The sequence below is a fragment of the Streptomyces alanosinicus genome (genome assembly GCF_014650595.1).
GTDB lineage: Bacteria > Actinomycetota > Actinomycetes > Streptomycetales > Streptomycetaceae > Streptomyces > Streptomyces alanosinicus.
Window position 1 is genome coordinate 87451 of the sequence record NZ_BMVG01000023.1, and the last position, 16033, is coordinate 103483.

The window sequence follows — 16033 nt, forward strand, 5'->3', positions numbered from 1 at the left end:
CCCGTAAAGGGCATACAAGAGTCCGCGCGTCGACCGCCGCATCTACAGGGCCACCATCAGCGTCGGCATCCTCTTGACGGGCCCGACCGGCCCGTCACTTCATGGCCTTGGGCTTGAGGGTCCCTCCGCCCTCAGGTGTGCGGTGAAACTGAACCGGTCGCCGCGGAAGAGGGAGCGGACGCATTCCACCGGGCGGCCGTCGTGGTCGCGGGTGACCCGGTTCATCAAGAGCATCGGCAGGGCCGGACTGGTGCCGATCAGCTGTACCTCGCGCGGGGAGGCGAGCACCGTCTCGATCCGCTCGTCCGCGTCCACGAGGGCCACGCCCGTCGTGCGCAGGTATGCGTACAGCGATGTGCTCGGGTCGAATTCGGCGGTCAGGTCGGGGAAGCGCTCCACCGACAGGTAGGTGCTCTCCAGGCCCACCCGCTCCTCGTCCGCGAGCAACAGGCGCTCCAGGTGGAAGACCGGCTCGCCGACCTCGATCCGCAGGCCGGCCGCGAGGGTGGTGTCGGCGGCGAGGCGCTCGAAGACCACGAGCTGGCGTCCGGGACGCCGCCCCTGGCGGCGGACGCCCTCGGTGTAGCTGGCCAGGAGCAGCGGCTGGACCAGCTTCGGCCCGGCCGTGACCGTGGCCCGGCCGCTGCGCTGGACCCGCCCCTCCAGCCGCAGCTCGCGGATCGCCTGGCGCACCGTCATCCGCGAGACCCCGAACCGCTCGGCGAACTCCCGCTCGGTGGGCAGGGTCGCCCCTTGGCCCAGCTCGTCGAGGACCGCGTCGATTTTCTGCTTGACCTGGAAGTACTTCGGCAGCTCGCCCCGTTCGGGCACCCCGTCCCGTGTGGCGGCCAGAGTCGCCGGCGCGGTGGGCGGGGAGACGGTCGGCGGTTCGACAGGCACGCTGCTCACGCCCACGAGCCTAGCCGAGCCAACCCGGCGGCCGCCGCCCGCAGTGGCTGTCATGGTCACGCCCGCCGGGAGTTCGCTGCTTCTTCGCCTACCGGGAATCCCGCGGACTCCGGGAGTCCGCCGGACACCGAGAGGCTCACGCACATTGGGCTAGCCCAATTGTGGGCAGCTGTCGACCCGTCAGGAGAGCGTCATGAACGTGTCCCTGTCCTTCGTGTCCCCACCTCGCCGCGTTCTTGCGGCCGGGACCGCCACCGCGCTGCTGGCCGCGCTCGTGGTCGCCACCGCCGCGTCGCCGGTACGCGCGGCATCCGGCGCGAGCACGACCACCGACAATCTGCTCGTCGATCCCGGCGGCGAGGACGCGGCGATCTGCTCGCCGACCGGCCTCGACGGGATGACGGTGCCCGGCTGGACCACCACCTCCGGGGAGCCCAACACCGTCTGCTACGGCGCCGCCGGCGGATATCCCACCGCCTCCACTCCCGGGTCACCCACCCGGGGCAAGGGGTTCTTCGACGGTGGCGCCACCGGCGACTCGGGCCTGGAGCAGACCGTCGATGTCTCCTCCTCCGGCACCGCGATCGACACGAGGACGGTGGGCTGGAACCTCTCCGGCTGGCTCGGCGGCTACGCCTCGCAGAACGACCGGGTCGCGCTGACCAGCACCTTCCTCGACGCGAACGGCGCGGCCCTCGGCAGCAGCACGCTCGGACCGGTCACCGACACCGACCGCCACAACACCACCGAGCTCCTGCGCAGGACCGGAACCGGAACCGTGCCCGCCGGCACCCGGTCCATCCGCGTCTCACTCGCGTTCACCTATACCGCGGGCGACGTCGCCGACGGCTACGCGGACGACCTCTCGCTGACGTTGACCACACCCGTCACCCAGCCGGTGCTGACCCCGCCGCCGTCCCGGGTGCCGGGCTACGACCACGTCTTCGTGGTCTACATGGAGAACGAGAACTACGAGAACATCATCGGCAACACCGCCGAGGCGCCCTACATCAACAGCCTCGCCTCGGCCAACTCCGTGCTGACGCAGTCGTACGCCACCACCCACCCCAGCGACCCGAACTACGTCGCGCTCGCAGCCGGCGGCCTCTACGGGCTGACCGACAACACCATCACCACGACCACCATCGACGCGCCTCATCTCGGCAACAGCGTCGAGGCGGCGGGCAAGACGTGGAAGTCCTACGTCGAGAACATGAACGGCGACTGCGACACCACCTCGCACGGCAACTACAGCCCCGACGACACGCCGTTCTACTACTTCAAGGACATGAAGACCGACGCGGCCCGCTGCGCCGCGCACTGGCAGCCGCTGACGCAGATGACTCAGGACCTGAACACCACCGCCACCACGCCCGACTTCGTCTGGTTCGCCGCCGACGGCTGCGACGACATGGAAGACTGCGGCATCACCGCCGGCGACACCTGGCTGAAGAACACCCTGCCGACCATCTTCAACTCCCCCGCCTGGACCCAGCAGCGCTCGCTGCTGATCCTCACCTGGGACGAGGCCGCGACCAAGGCCTATGGTCCGAACTACCCCAACCGCGTGCCCACCGTCCTGATCGGCTCGCAGGGATCGGTCGCCACCGGCTACCACTCCGACCAGCGCACCGACCAGTACGGCCTGCTCCGCACCGTCGACCGAGCGCTCGGCCTCACACCGCTGACCAACAACGACCGCTACGCCGCGACGGTCAACGACGTCTGGCGCTGACCACACGTTCCCGGATCTGCCTGACCTGACCATCGGGGCGCGGGACGGATGCCAGGCGGCGTCCGTCCTCTCCCTTCCCCCCTTCCCTTCTTCGCCCCTTTTCCCCCTGATAGGAGCCCGCTTTCCCGCACTGTCCGGGCCGAATATAGGCTCACGGCCGTACACATGCCTGACGGGCAGTGAGAACGGGTCCTGACGGGCTGGGGGAGGAAAGACCGAGTGGAGAGGCTTCGGCAGGACGATCCAAGGCGGATCGGGGATCTTGTGACATTGGCGCGTCTCGACGCCGACGGCAGCCGGGGTGTGCCCGAACTCCGCTATCTGGCCCGCGGCGCGGACGGCGGCCACACCGTCCTGGCATGTCTGCCGCCGCCGGGCGGAGACCCGACGCGGTGGGCGGCCGAGGCGCAGCAGGCGGCCCGGCTGACCCAGCCCGGGTTCTGGCCGGTCGGCGAGCTCGGGGGGACGCCGGCCTTCCCCTGGTACTCGTCCCCCTACCGGCCGGCGCTACCGCTGCCGGCCGTACTGGCCGCGTATGGCGGCCCGCTGCCGGAACCGCTGATCCGCACGCTCGGCGGCACACTGGCCGAGGCCCTGGCCTCGGCCCACGTCCTGGGCATCGTGCACGGCGGCGTTTGCCCGGCGGGTGTGCTGCTGACCGCCTGCGGACCGCTCCTGAGCTGCTTCGGCGCGACCCGAGCGAACCCGCTGGCAGAGAGCACCGCCGCGCAGGCCACCAGACTGGAGACCGGCTGCCTCGCCCCCGAACTGGCGGCGGGCGGCCCTGTGGACCGGGCCGGGGACGTCTACGCTCTGGGTGCCGTGCTGGCCTACGCGGCGACGGGGTACACCGTGCCCGAGTGGCAGGAGATCCCCGTCGGCCTGCGGGACATCGTCATGGCCTGCCGCTCACGCGACCCGCAGGGCCGACCCGAACCCGCGAGGGTGCTGGCCGAGTTGCTGCCGGGCGCCGCGTACGGCGGGCTGGCCGGCGGCACGGAGCCGGTGTCCCTGCCCGGCCGCGTCGTCGAGGCGTTGTCCCGTCAGTCAGCGGAGGTCCTCGCCTCCGCACTTCCCTCCCAAGGCCGCTGAAGTCATGATCTCCGCTCTTCTGTACGACGACCCGCACACCGTCGGCCCGTTCCGCATCCTCGCCCGCCTCGGCGGAGGCGGCATGGGCACCGTCTTCCTGGCCCGTTCGGCAGACGGCCGCACGGTCGCGGTGAAGACCCTCCATACCCGCCTCGCCGCGGACACGACACTACGGACGCGTTTCCGGCTGGAGGCGGACGCGGCACGCGTCATCGGCTCCGAGCACGGCGCGGCGGTCGTCGATGCCGACCCTCAGGCACCGACCCCGTGGCTGGCGACGGAGTACGTCCTCGGCCCGCCGCTCGACGTGGCGGTGGAGGGGGGCGGACCACTGCCGGAGCCGGCCGTGCGCGCCCTCGGCGCGGCCCTCGCCGCCGGGCTGGAGCAGTTGCACCGGTCGGAGGTGGTGCATCGTGACCTGAAGCCCTCCAACGTCTTGGTGACGGCGCAAGGCCCACGGATCATCGACTTCGGCATCGCCCGGGCCTTCGGCGACGAGCACCTGACGAACGTCGGCAGCGCCATGGGGACGCCGGCGTTCATGTCGCCGGAGCAGGCGGCGGGCCTGGAACACGCGGCGGCGGGCGATGTGTTCGCCCTGGCCGGAGTGCTGGTCTTCGCCGCCACCGGCATCGGCCCGTTCGGCGGCGGGGCCCCCACCGACCTGCTGTACCGCGTCCGGTACAGCGAGCCGGACCTGGGCCAGGTCCCCGAGTCGCTGCGCCCGCTGCTCGTCCGCTGTCTGGCCAAGGATCCCGCGCAGCGCCCGTCCATCACCGAGTTGCGCACCGCGCTGGGTGCCGTCGGCGGTGTCCCGGGTGACCGCCGCGGCTTCGCCGACCTGCTGCCCGACGCGGTGCTGCGGGAGATCGCCCGGCGCAGCGACGAGGTGTGGCGCGAGCCGCCGCACCGTCTGCCGCCACCGGTGCCTGCCGAGGCACCGGCGGCCCGGCCGGCCTCCGCATCGGGCGTCTCCCGGCGTCGGCTGCTGGCCGTGAGCGGGGGCGCGCTGCTGGGCGGCGGCCTTCTCGGCGGCGGCGGATGGGCCCTGTTCGGGGGCTCCGGTGGCGGCGGGGGCGGCGGCACGAAGAAGGACGCCGTCGACCGGCCCAAGCCCCCGGCGGCACTGTGGAGTACCGCTCTGTGGTGCCCGGACTCCGGCGGCGAGGTGATGACGGTGGGCCGGAACCTGGTGATGCGGGCGGGGATCGTGCTGTGCGGCATCAACGCCGAGTCGGGCCAGGGGACCTGGCAGGCGAACATCGAGGAGACCTGGCGGTCGGCCACCGACGGAACCCGGGTCTACGGCCTGCGGGGTTACAAGGACGCGGCGTCGCTGGCGGTGTGCGAGGTGGCGCAGACCGACGGCGAACTGGGCAAGCCCCTGGTGGAGCTCTCCGCCTTCACCGGCAAGGAGCAGTACAACCAGCTGCTGTGTGTGGTCGACGGCGTCGCCTACCTGGTGGCCAAGGCCGCCTCCGGGGAACGCTGGTACCTGGTCGCGGCAGACCTGGGCACCGGCAAGGAACGCTGGCGCAGCCCGGTGGACGGGCCCCCGATGAACGGGCTGCAGGCTCAGGCAGCCCCACCCGCGCTGGGCGGCACCGTGGTGGGGTCCCGGGTGGTGCTGTGCGGGAACCCGGCGGACGACTCGAAGTTCCTCGGCCTCTCCGTGCACGACAAGGACACCGGCCGGCAACTGTGGCGGCTCTCCGTGACGTTCGCGGGCACTGCGCCGTCCCGTCTGGTCACCGACGACCGGAACATCTACGTGGGCGCGGAGGACCTCACCGCCCGCAGGATCTCCGACGGCGAGCTGGAATGGGTCGTCGGCATGAAGGGCGGCTCCGGCAACAGCGGGGGCGAGGAGCGACGGTACAGCATGCCGGTCGTCCAGGACGGCGTCGTCTACTGCACCGACGGCGACCAGGGACTGATCGCCGTCGACGCGCTCTCCGGCACCATGAACTGGCAGGAGAAGGGGCTGTCCGGCCGGAAGAGCACACGGGACGCGGCCCCGGCGATCGGCAAGCGGTACGCCTACTGCGCCGACGACAAGGGTGTACGCGCCATCGACCTTCAGGCCCACAAGGCTGTCTGGACGTACGAGGCCACGCCCGTCGTCCTGACCGCCGACTCCAAGGGCGGCCGTCTCTACGTCCGCCAGGAGAAGCGGACCATCGCCCTACCCCTCGCCTGAACACCCCACCCCGTCACGATCCAGGAGACGAGCACCCGTGAAACCCCTCGGCCAGGGAGACCCGCTGCGCCTGGGCCCTTACCGCCTCCACGGCGTCCTCGGCGAGGGCGGCATGGGCAAGGTGTACTTCGGAGCGGACGTCTCCGGGCGCCCCGCCGCGGTCAAGGTGCTGCTGCCGGAACTCGCCCACGACGGGCACCTGACCGAACGGTTCCTCCGGGAGGCGCGCACCGCGCAGGCCGTCACCAGCGAGGGCGTGGCGCGCGTCCTCGCCGCCGAACTGGAGGGCGGCCGGCCGTGGATCGCCACGGAGTTCCTGGCAGGACCGACGCTGGACGACGCCGTCGCGCGCTACGGGCCGCTCGACGACGCAACGGTGCGGGAGTTGGCCCGCTCACTGGCCCGCACGCTCCAGGACGTGCACGCCACAGGACTCGTCCACCGCGATGTGAAGCCTCCCAACGTCGTCCTCACCTCGCGCGGACCCCGCCTGATCGATTTCGGTATCGCCCGCCCCGAACACGGCCTGACCCTCACCCGCACCGGACAGATCCCGGTCACCCCGGGCTACGGCGCGCCGGAGCAGGTGCTGGGACAGCGCGTCGGACCGGCGGCCGACCTCTTCTCCCTCGGTGCCGTCCTCGCCTTCGCCGCGGGCGGCCGGCCGGCGTACACCGGTACCGAGATCACGGCTGTCCTGTACGAGGTCGTGCACGGCGATCCCGACCTGGGGGCCGTTCCCGAGGGCCTGCGGTACCTGGTGACGCCCTGCTTCGCCAAGGACCCGGCGGCACGCCCACTGCCCACCCAGGTCGCCGAGGCCGCGGCGGCACCGCCTCGGCCCGAACGACTGTGGAAGTCCGGCCAGTTGGGGGCGGAGATCCGGCAACGGGAGGCTGCGGCACACCGCCTGACGGCCCGTACGAGCGGCCCCTCGCCCACCTCCGAGGACGGCACGGTCGGCGGTGGCCCCCTCCTCACCCGGCGTCGGCTGCTGAGCGCGACCGGCGGCGGCGTGCTGCTGGCATCGGCGGGCGGAGGCGCCGCCTGGTGGCTCGGCCGTGGTGACGCGCCGCCCAACCCCTTCGACATCCCGCCGGCGGCGAAGCTGCGGGCCGCGCCGCTCGGTTCCGCCGACGGCTCACCGAAGCAGCTGTGGGGTCCCCTGCAGGACGTGGCCGACGCCGGGTCGCGGCCCCCGCTGCCGGTGCGTGACGTGGTGGTGTTCGCCGCCTCCGGCGGCGGCATCGCGGCGCGCCAGGTCACCGATGGCCGGGAACGTTGGCGGGTCGGCGACGTGAAGACGGACGCCGGCTACCTCTCGATCGGGGACCGCCTGGTGGCCACCGCCGACGGCGAGGGAACCCTGCGCACCTGGGTCGCCGCCACCGGGTCACCCCGCTGGACGGTGGACGCGCAGGTGGGTGCGCTGCTGGCCGCGGACGCCCAGGCCGTCTATCTGCAGACCACCGACGGCCGGCTGCGTTGTGTGGGGACCGACGGGAAGGTGCGGTGGACGAAGCAGCCACCGCTGTCGCTCTCGGGCGGGCACCCCGCCGCGGCCCTCGGCGCCGGTCACCTGGTGCTCTGCACGCAGACGGGCGACGTGGCCGCGGTCCGCGCCGACGACGGCGCCCGCGCCTGGCTCCGCAAAGGGCAGGCCGCAGGGCCACTGCGGGCCGCCATCGACGGCGGAACCGTCTATCTCGGTGGCCGCACCCTGGCGGCGGTGGAGATCACCAGCGGCCGCCAGTTGTGGACCCGGAACCCGATGCGACCGCCCAGGCAGAGCGACTCCGGGTGGGGCCCGCCCACAGTGGCCGGCGGCGTGGTCTACGCACTGGACTGCGAGGCACTGCGCTCGCTGCACGCCGACGGCAGCCAGGCCGCCGACCCGGTGATCGTCGCCGGCGTTGCCCCGCCGTGGCAGCCGCCGGCTGTCCAGGGCAACAGCGTCTGGATCGTGGAGAGCGGGCAGACCGGCGTGAGCGGCCTGCCACGCTCCGGACAGGGCGAACCCCAGACCTTCGCTCTCGCCGACGACCGGCCCCGTTCCCTCGCCGCCGACGGCAACCGCGTCTTCGTCCTCAACCACACGACGCTGCTGGCGCTGTCGGTGTACTGACGGCCTCGCGCGACAGGGGCCGTACGTGACATTTCGTCTTGAACCGCCCTGTTCCGAGGAGGATTTCAACACGGACGAACTGTGGTCACCACCGTCGGATGTGTGCGGCCGACTCTTCAGACGATCGGCCATGACCGTCCATGAACGGGAAATGAAGTTGTCCGCCCATAGGGGTCGTTGATCCGACGATCCGGCGTGCCGACGAACAGAATCGGACATTTTCCAATAACCTCACGTCAACTTATGACGTGGCGGATCGCAAACGCGTCCGCTTCAACGCTCGGAGAAGACATGCGCAAGACTCGCACGACCGCTGTCGTGGCCGCCCTTCTCGGCACCGTCGGATTCCTCGGCGCCGGCACCGCCTACGCCCACGGGCAAGGGAAGGGGCACCACGAACGCGAGAACAACACGACAATCATCGGCCAGAGCACCTCATGCACGACGGCCGAGGAGAACACCGACGTACAGGGCGAGTCCGGGGTCCAGAACGGCCAGCAGGGCAATCAGTCCAACGGCAAGGGCTCACCCGGCCCGCAGACCACCAACGTCGGCTCGACCCTGGGGTGCAACAACACCATCGTTCTCGGCAGGTAGCTCACACGGGTCCTGACGCCGAGCCACACGGGACCAAGAATCGCACCAGGTCGAGGATCGGAATGTGGGCCGACAGGTCGGACCAGCCACTACTCGGTGGTTGCCTCTGCGCCGTCGGCCCATTCGATCAGCAGCCAGGAGCGGTCGGGATCAGGCAGTGTCAGGATACGTAGGGAGCGATGGCCGCCGCGAGGAGGACGTTGCCGAGATACCCACCCAGTCCGTGGAACCCGAGCCCGGTGTCACAGGTTTCATCGGTATCGACGGGAAACACCTCGCCGAGTTTCGGCGGCACCGCGACCAGGTCACCGACATCGGCGATGTTCACCCACCGGCCCACCCCGGCGGGCTTCACACCGCGGCCGACGCGCAGCGCCGGATCCAGGCGCCGCAGCAGCGAGGGCACACGCAACGGCGAGCCGACCGTCACCAGCAGGTCAACCTCCAGCGCCGGCTGGGCGTGCAGGGTCTCATAGGTGACACAGGAACCGAGCGAGTGCGCGATCACCACCGAGGGTGCCTCCCGTGCGATCACCCCCGCGACCCGCTCACGCACCAGCTCACGCCGCTGTGGCCACGCGGTGTACGCCTCCACCTCACGCAGACTCGCCACAATGACCCGCTCCAGCCGTCTGATCGTCTGCTCCCGCACCGCCGCGGTGAAACGGGATCCGCGCTCGTCGACGAGCCAGCCCAGCATCTGCCGCAGTGGTTTCAGCGCCACGTTCTGTGGATCGGCCGGCGTCACGGCGCCGGCAGCCGAAAGCCACTCGGCCGCAGCCGCCCGCTCCGCCGGGTCGAGGGAGTCGAAGTCCTCGGCGCCTCCGGCCGACTGGGCCTGCGCGGGAAGTTCGGCCCGGAGCAGGTCGGCGTAGTAGGCCATCACCGTCCGCGGCGCCTCGATCGACAGCTTCCCCAGGCTCTCGGCAAGGCGTGGCAAGCAGTCCGCCACCCGCCGCGCAGCGGCCTCGCTCGGCGCTGCACCAGGGATGTGATTGAAGATTCCGTGCACCAGGACGACCGCCGCCATCGCACCCCCAAGCATCACGCGGCGTACCGTGGCCGGGGCCGCTCGTCTACAGATGTACCCGCTGTCACCGGTGCGCCACACGTTGCCGGATGCCGCTGCCCTGCCCAGATGCCGACAACTCCCCTCGCACTCATGCGAGATCGCCTGTCGGAGCGAAGTAGGCGACCTCCGGTCCGTAGGCGACGACGAAGCCGGTGCCAGTGGAACGGATGCGGGTGACCTTGTACGGCAAGTGATACCGGAACCTCTCGTCACCGTCGTACAGGTCCCATACGACCACGGTGCGGCCGGTCTCGACGGCGACGGCCATGAGCCTGCCCTTGACGGAAACGGTCGTGACCAGCCCACTGCGGGCTGCGCGTGACGTCAAGGTGTGGTGGACGGCACCGCAGTCCGGATCCCAGATGACCACCGTTCCGTTTTTGTCGACGGTGACGACCAGCGGGGTACCGTCGGGAGCCGACGTGACCGTGAACCCGGAAGTGCGCCCGGTGTGTCCGGTGAGGGTGTGACGGACCGTCCCGGCTTCGAGGTCCCACGCGATCACGGTACCGTCGTCGTCGACGGTGACGGCCCGCGGAGTGCCGTTGGCATCGGACGTGGTGTGCAGGGCACGTATCGGGCTCGTGTCCGAGGTCAGGGTGTGGCGGACACCGCCCGAGTCGAGGTCCCACACGATCACCGTGGCTCTGCCGCCGGCCCTGGGATCGTCGAACGGGCCACCCAGGCCGCCATGGACCGTAGTGTCGCTGCCGGCGAGGACGGCCAGCAAAGTGCCCTCGGTACCGGTCGTGATTGCGGTCGCACTCACCCAGCCGACATCCGTGGTCAGGGTGTGCCGGGCCGTTCCGGAGTTGAGATCCCAAAGGCTCACATGGTGGTTGTTCCTCACGATGACGGCCAGTGGGGTGGTGCCCTCGGCGGCGAGTGCGACCTGAGGCACCGTGCCACCGACTTCGCGCAGCGTGTGGCGGGCGGCGCCTGAGCGCAAGTCCCACACGATCACACACCATTGTGTGTCGGATGTAACGGCCAGCACGCTTCCGTCGACGCCTGAAAGGGCCGTGACCGTGTACACGGCATCAAGGTGTCCAGTCAGTATGTGGCGGGGTGTGCCCGAGTCGATGTCCCACACGATCACGAGGCCGTCCAGCCCAGTGGTGACAGCGATGCGACTGTCATCGGGCCCGGTCGTGACGGCTATGTTCTGGACCTCGCCGGTGTGTCCGTTCAGAGGATGACGAGCGGTTCGGGCGTCTACGTCCCACACGGCCAAGAGGCCGTCGTGGTCACCGGTGACGGCCAGCGTGGTGCCACCGGGCCCGATCGCGATGGCGACGGTGCTGACCATCGTGGTGTGACCGGTCAGTGTGTGGCGGGCGCTGCCCGAAACCGGGTCCCACACGATCACGAGGCCGTTCATGTCGGCGGTGACGGCGAGCAGGGTGCCGTCGGCACCGGCCATGGCCGCGACGTGGGTCACCTGATCGGTGTGTCCGGTCAGGGGCAGGGTGTGGCGGGCGGCACCGGTCTCCAGGTCCCACACGATCAGGAGGCCGTTCCAGCTGAAGGTGACGGCCAGTGGGGTGCCGGCACCGGGCACGGCCGCGACCCCGGCCGCCATGTCGTCGTGTCCGGGCAGGGTGTGACGAACGGTCCCCGATGTCAGGTCCCACACGATCACACGGCCGCTCATGTCGGAGGTGACGGCGAGCAGGGTGCCGTCGGCACCGGGCGTGACCGCGACCCCGGTCACTCCGTTCTTGTGTCCGGTCAGGGGCAGGGTGTGGCGGGCGGCGCCGGTCTCCAGGTCCCACACGAACACACAGCCGGACGAGTCCATGGCAGCGGCGAGCGGAGTGCCGTCGGCGCCGGTCGTGGCCGCGAGGTGGTGGGCTCGGCCGGTGTGTCCGGTCAGGGTGCGGCGGGCAGTACCGGTCTCCAGATCCCACACGATCACGGCCTCGTCCGCGGTGGTGACGCCGAGTGGGGTGCCATCGAGACCGATCGTGGCCGCGACACGGAAGGCTCGACCGGTGTGTCCGGTCAGGGCGTGGCGGGCGGTGCCGGACTCCAGATCCCACACCATCACGCTGCCGTCCGCGCCGATGGTGACGGCCAGCGGGTTGCCGTCTCTGCCGGGCACGACCGCGACGGCGTTCACCTGGTGGGAGCGTGTAGTGAGTGTGCGGCGGTGGGCGGGATGAAGCACACGCGTCGCCCAGCACGGCGTGAATGGCGCCGTGGCCCGGTCCGCGCCATCGGTGAGGGCACGGGCGATCCGGGGCTGTTTCCAGCCGAGGGCGTCAAGGGCGAGCAGATCGCGGCGGACCGCGGCGTCGTGGCGGTATGGGTGGTGCGGGATGGTGGAGCGGTAGATGTCCGCGTTCAGGACGGCCTGCTCGGTTGTGACGTGGTGCAGGTAGGGGGCCAAGGTGTCGGGTTCTGCGTGGACCAGGTAGTCCAGATCCGTCAGCAGCCGGTCCAGGGCGCCGTCGTGGGCCTGACTCGCGTGGCCGGCGGCATGACGCAGCAGGTAGGGGTGGGCATGGGCCCAGTTGTGGGTGCCGTCGGCGGTGGCGGGGATCGCGCTGATCAGTGCGTGGTGGACCGTGGCGGGGCGGAGGTCGGTGCCGGCGTGTTCGGTCAGGGCGTTGTGGAAGTACCGGTAGAGCAGTCGCCGGTCGGTGTCGGGCGTGGTGCGCAGATAGAAGGAGGCCTTGGCCAGGGCTCGGCGGGTGTCGGCCAGGGTCGGCGCCGGCTGCTCCGGCTCCGGGGGTCGATGGGCGGTGGCGACGACATGGATGAGGTCGAGCGGCATGCCCTGGCCTTGGGCGTGGCCTACCGCGGCGAGGACCGGCCGAACCCACGGGTCGTTCGCGGCGAGCATGGCCACGTGCATGTCGAAGACGTCGGTGACGGTGTAAGGCGACCTCAGCGGTATGGCTTCAGAGGTGGTGAGAAGGTGGTTGGCGTAGAGAGCCGCGACCAGGAAGGCACCGTGGTCGCTGTAGCGGGCCAGGCGCCGGGCGATCTCGTGGCAGTGCCGGCGGGCCGGGTGTCGGCGGGGCAGGAGTCTGCGGAGATAGTCGTCCAGGTCGACGGCCAGCACATCGCGGTCGGTGCCGGTGACCGGGTCCAGGTCCAGGCACGATCCGGGGCGCGCGGCCAGGTGCTCGCGCAAGCCGGGCAAGGCGTCCCACCAGGGGCGAGTGCCGATGAGGACCCGCGGGCCGCTGTTGCCACGGACCAGGGGAAGCAGCAGTTCGGCCGTGACGTCGGCGGGATCCGTGGCCTCGTCCAGGGCGTCCAGGATGATCAGCACGTCGCCGGCGGCGTACAGCTCCCGCAGGAGCTCCTCCCGGTCCGCTCGGTCCGCGGTATCGGAGGTGCTCAGCGGCGTGCCCGGGCGGGGCTCCACCAGCCCGGCGCCGCCGTCGTACCCGGTCGGACCTGCCGTCTGCTGCCCCTGCTGCCCCTGCAGTTGCCGGCCCATCGCGTGGACGATCTGTTGGGTGGTCAGTTGGCGTGCATGCACGGCCAGCACGATGCCGGGTTGGCGCGGATCGAAGGTGATCACGGCATTGCCGATGCGGCGCCCAAGCCGTTGCTCCAGGTCGGGATGTAACAAGCAGGCGGTCACGCCGAGCAGTGCGGACTTGCCGCTGCCCGGCCCGCCCGTGACCGCAAGCAGCCGTCCGGACTCCGGGGAGGTGTCGTCGAGCCAGGCCTGGATCGAGGCCAACTGGGAACGGCGCCCGGTGAACAGGATCTCGTCGGCAGCCGGGTTTCCGGCGGCGCGGGTGGCGAAGTGCAACGGGTCCAGCCCCGGGGCGCAACCGAGGGCGAACTCACGCAGTCGGGTGTCAAGGCCGGTGAGAGCGCCCACGTGGGAGACCGCGGAATGGGCGGGGTTGGGAAAGAACGGCGGCGGCTCCGGGGTGGCGCTCGGCTGGGTGCTGCGTACCACGGCGCTCCGGGCACGGCCCGCACCGCCGCCGCGGGCGAGCCGTCGGTCGACAGCCGCAGCCAGGGTCTCCACCGGCACGTGCTCCAGGGTGGGGGCGACGTCCAGGTCGCCGTCGGCAAGCCGGTGCAGGACCTCGGCCATGGCAGTGGTGAACCTGGCACCGTAGGCGACGGCGTCGGCGGCACACGCGCCGATGATCCACACGCGCCGAGCGGTGTCCTGCCGACGGCGGGCCGTGAGTTCGGCCAGCTGCTGTTGCACGATGGCCTGGCCCGCGGAGCACACGTCCAGCAGGAGCAGCACCGGATGCTCGCCGTTCTCGGCCTCCTCCAGTAACTGCCCGACACTGACACAGGTGTCGACCAGCAGGCCGTCCCGGTTCTCGGCTCCGGCGGTGGCGAGAAAGAGCCCGCCGGACGTGGCCTGGACGCCATGGCCGGCAAAGTGCACGACCAATGGCTCCCCACGCCCGGCGCTTCGCCGCAGGGCACGCCATCTGGCCAGAAAGGCCTCGCGGTCACACTCCAGCAGCGCGTCTCCCCCGGTTGCGACCCCCACGCGGTCCAGCGCTGAGGCCAACTCCTGAACCGCCGGCCCCACAGGGGAAAGCGGCGCGAATGCCACCACCCCGTCGGCCAGCTCGTCCTCGCTGATGTTCGGGGCAGGGAAACCCCCGACTCCGGCGACCAAAGCACGCACCATCATCGCCTCCCCTGCACCGCCTCCCCTGCTCGTCCCATCGTCCGGGACGCGGTGGGCCGCCACAGGCACCGAACCAGCTTCGAGGATCATCCCGGGCCGCGTCCAGGGCGACTTGGCCGTAGGGTGCCGTCACCAGATCGCCCTGGTCGACGCCGAGCCCGAAGCCTGGGCCGCCGACCGCTGACCTCTGGCCTCTGACCGCTGGCCTCTGACCGCTGACCTCTGACCTCTGACCTCTGACCTCTGACCAGGATCCTCTCGGGCCACGCCGCCCGCACCGCCCAACTGGCCGGTCAGGCAGGCGGGCGACGCGTGGTGCCGCCGCCGCTTCCGTTCAGCGGGATCAAGGTTTCCAGGTGAGCGCCCTTGACCCAGGAACCCAGCAGATCGCGGTGCAGGGCCACGACGTCCTGGCGCAGTGCCAGGCCCAGCGCGGCTTTGGTGAACATGCGGGCAGTGGTGGCGAACAACGCGACGTCGGCGCCGTGTTCGGGGCGAGCAGTGCCGACGAACTTCTGCATGTCCTCCGAGGACACACTCCGGTGCGGCGCGTATTTCTTGCACTGGACAACCAGTTTGCGACCGTCGGCGAGGTAGCCGATGACGTCCGCACCCAGGTCGCCGGTCCTGCCGCTGACGACGACCTTCGTACAGCCGTCCCGCCGGCACAGATCGGCGACAAACATCTCGAACTCCTGCCACGACAGTGCGTCGACCTCGGCCATCGACAACTCCCGTGCCCTGGCCTCCTCCTGTGCCCGCCACATGCGGTCCTGGCCGACCGCGCGGCGGTGCGCACGCAGCAGCGCCCAGCCGGCCCCGCCCACCACGGCCGTGGCGAGCACGGCCGCGAGGACAGGCCACACCGCCGCCCAGTTCCGGGCCGTCCACACCGCGGCGGCCAGCACCGCCACCGCACCCCAGCCCTGTAACTGCCTGCGTGTGCGCTTCGTCAAGCGTCGGCGCCGTCGTTGTGCTGCCATCACTCCCCCGCTCCCTCGGACGGCCCGGCGCCACCCCCGGCCCTTCTGTCTAGCCGCGCCCCGGTGATGTTGAACGCAGGTGGCCGACGAATGGCACAAAGCCGTCCCGGCCTGGCCGAATCCTGTGCGGCACCTGCTGGTCCTGCTCCATCGGGATCCGGGATCCGGGATCCGGGAGCATACGGTGGCCGCACGTCCTCCGCCGGCCGCCTCCGCTCCTGATGCCCCTTCCGGACGGCCAGAGGTTCTCCGGCGCAACTCGCGTGACGCAAGGCGGGGTTCGATGGTTCCGAACACGAAGCTACCGAAGAAGGTCAGATAGACGCCGCTTGCCATGTGCAGCAGGGGGTTGAACTCGGCGATCGGGTCAAGACCTCCCAGCCAGCCCTCCAGTTCGGCCCGGTCCGCGCCGAGTTCCTTGAGCAGGGCGAACCGTTCAGCGTTGCGCGAAGTGGCGATGACGCGTGCGCCCGCGTTCACCGCGAGGCCGATCGCGGCCTGGCCGAAGAGGGAACTCACCGCCGGGACAGGCCCTTACCAGGCCGACGCACTCGATGCCGCTGACCTTGGCCGCCTCGGCATGATTCGTCTCCTGATTCAGGGTGCAGGTCACGCTGGGTGGCAGTGCGGCGAAGCGCGACGCCGCGCCGTTCCTGGGCACCGGTCTCCTCGACGACCCGAACCCCGGTC

Annotated in this window: 9 protein-coding genes; 5 read left to right on the forward strand and 4 right to left on the reverse strand. The window is 71.0% G+C overall.

Annotation, left to right across the window (positions count from 1 at the left end; genetic code table 11):
- Positions 1–99: 99 nt before the first annotated feature.
- Complete coding sequence (locus IE277_RS32590; RefSeq protein WP_373310941.1) at positions 100–909, reverse strand: GntR family transcriptional regulator; 810 nt, start codon at positions 907–909, stop codon at positions 100–102.
- Between the two features lie 193 nt (positions 910–1102).
- Here IE277_RS32590 and IE277_RS32595 point away from each other — a divergent pair, with 193 nt between their 5' ends.
- From IE277_RS32595 to IE277_RS32615, 5 genes are all read left to right on the forward strand, one after another.
- Positions 1103–2644 (forward strand): alkaline phosphatase family protein, encoded by a 1542-nt coding sequence (locus tag IE277_RS32595; protein ID WP_189957317.1) that lies wholly within the window; start codon positions 1103–1105, stop codon positions 2642–2644.
- Positions 2645–2908: 264 nt separating this feature from the next.
- A complete protein-coding gene (locus IE277_RS32600) occupies positions 2909–3736 on the forward strand; it encodes a protein kinase family protein (protein WP_229882129.1) in 828 nt (275 codons plus the stop codon).
- A gap of 4 nt (positions 3737–3740) precedes the next feature.
- Positions 3741–5936 carry a serine/threonine-protein kinase gene (locus IE277_RS32605; protein WP_189957319.1) on the forward strand — a complete coding sequence of 732 codons (2196 nt, stop codon included), beginning with the start codon at positions 3741–3743 and terminating at the stop codon, positions 5934–5936.
- A gap of 37 nt (positions 5937–5973) precedes the next feature.
- On the forward strand, positions 5974–8061 hold the full coding sequence (locus IE277_RS32610; protein WP_189957320.1) for a serine/threonine-protein kinase: 2088 nt from the start codon (positions 5974–5976) through the stop codon (positions 8059–8061).
- A gap of 291 nt (positions 8062–8352) precedes the next feature.
- A complete protein-coding gene (locus tag IE277_RS32615; RefSeq protein ID WP_189957321.1) occupies positions 8353–8658 on the forward strand; it encodes a hypothetical protein in 306 nt (101 codons plus the stop codon).
- A gap of 160 nt (positions 8659–8818) precedes the next feature.
- Here IE277_RS32615 and IE277_RS32620 read toward each other — a convergent pair whose 3' ends face one another.
- From IE277_RS32620 to IE277_RS32630, 3 genes are all read right to left on the reverse strand, one after another.
- Positions 8819–9706 carry a hypothetical protein gene (locus tag IE277_RS32620; protein ID WP_189957322.1) on the reverse strand — a complete coding sequence of 296 codons (888 nt, stop codon included), beginning with the start codon at positions 9704–9706 and terminating at the stop codon, positions 8819–8821.
- Positions 9707–9818: 112 nt separating this feature from the next.
- Positions 9819–14108: a WD40 repeat domain-containing protein gene (locus IE277_RS32625; RefSeq protein ID WP_189957323.1), complete on the reverse strand. Its 4290-nt coding sequence runs from the start codon at positions 14106–14108 to the stop codon at positions 9819–9821.
- A 545-nt stretch (positions 14109–14653) separates the two neighbouring features.
- Positions 14654–15343 carry a restriction endonuclease gene (locus tag IE277_RS32630; protein WP_189957337.1) on the reverse strand — a complete coding sequence of 230 codons (690 nt, stop codon included), beginning with the start codon at positions 15341–15343 and terminating at the stop codon, positions 14654–14656.
- Between the last annotated feature and the right edge of the window lie 690 nt (positions 15344–16033).

Excerpts from the sequence above, each read along its gene's own strand:
- IE277_RS32595 (WP_189957317.1), top strand. The coding sequence starts at position 1,103 with ATGAACGTGTCCCTGTCCTTCGTGTCCCCACCTCGCCGCGTTCTTGCG.
- IE277_RS32605 (WP_189957319.1), top strand. The coding sequence starts at position 3,741 with ATGATCTCCGCTCTTCTGTACGACGACCCGCACACCGTCGGCCCGTTC.
- IE277_RS32615 (WP_189957321.1), top strand. The coding sequence starts at position 8,353 with ATGCGCAAGACTCGCACGACCGCTGTCGTGGCCGCCCTTCTCGGCACC.
- IE277_RS32630 (WP_189957337.1), bottom strand. The coding sequence starts at position 15,343 with ATGGCAGCACAACGACGGCGCCGACGCTTGACGAAGCGCACACGCAGG.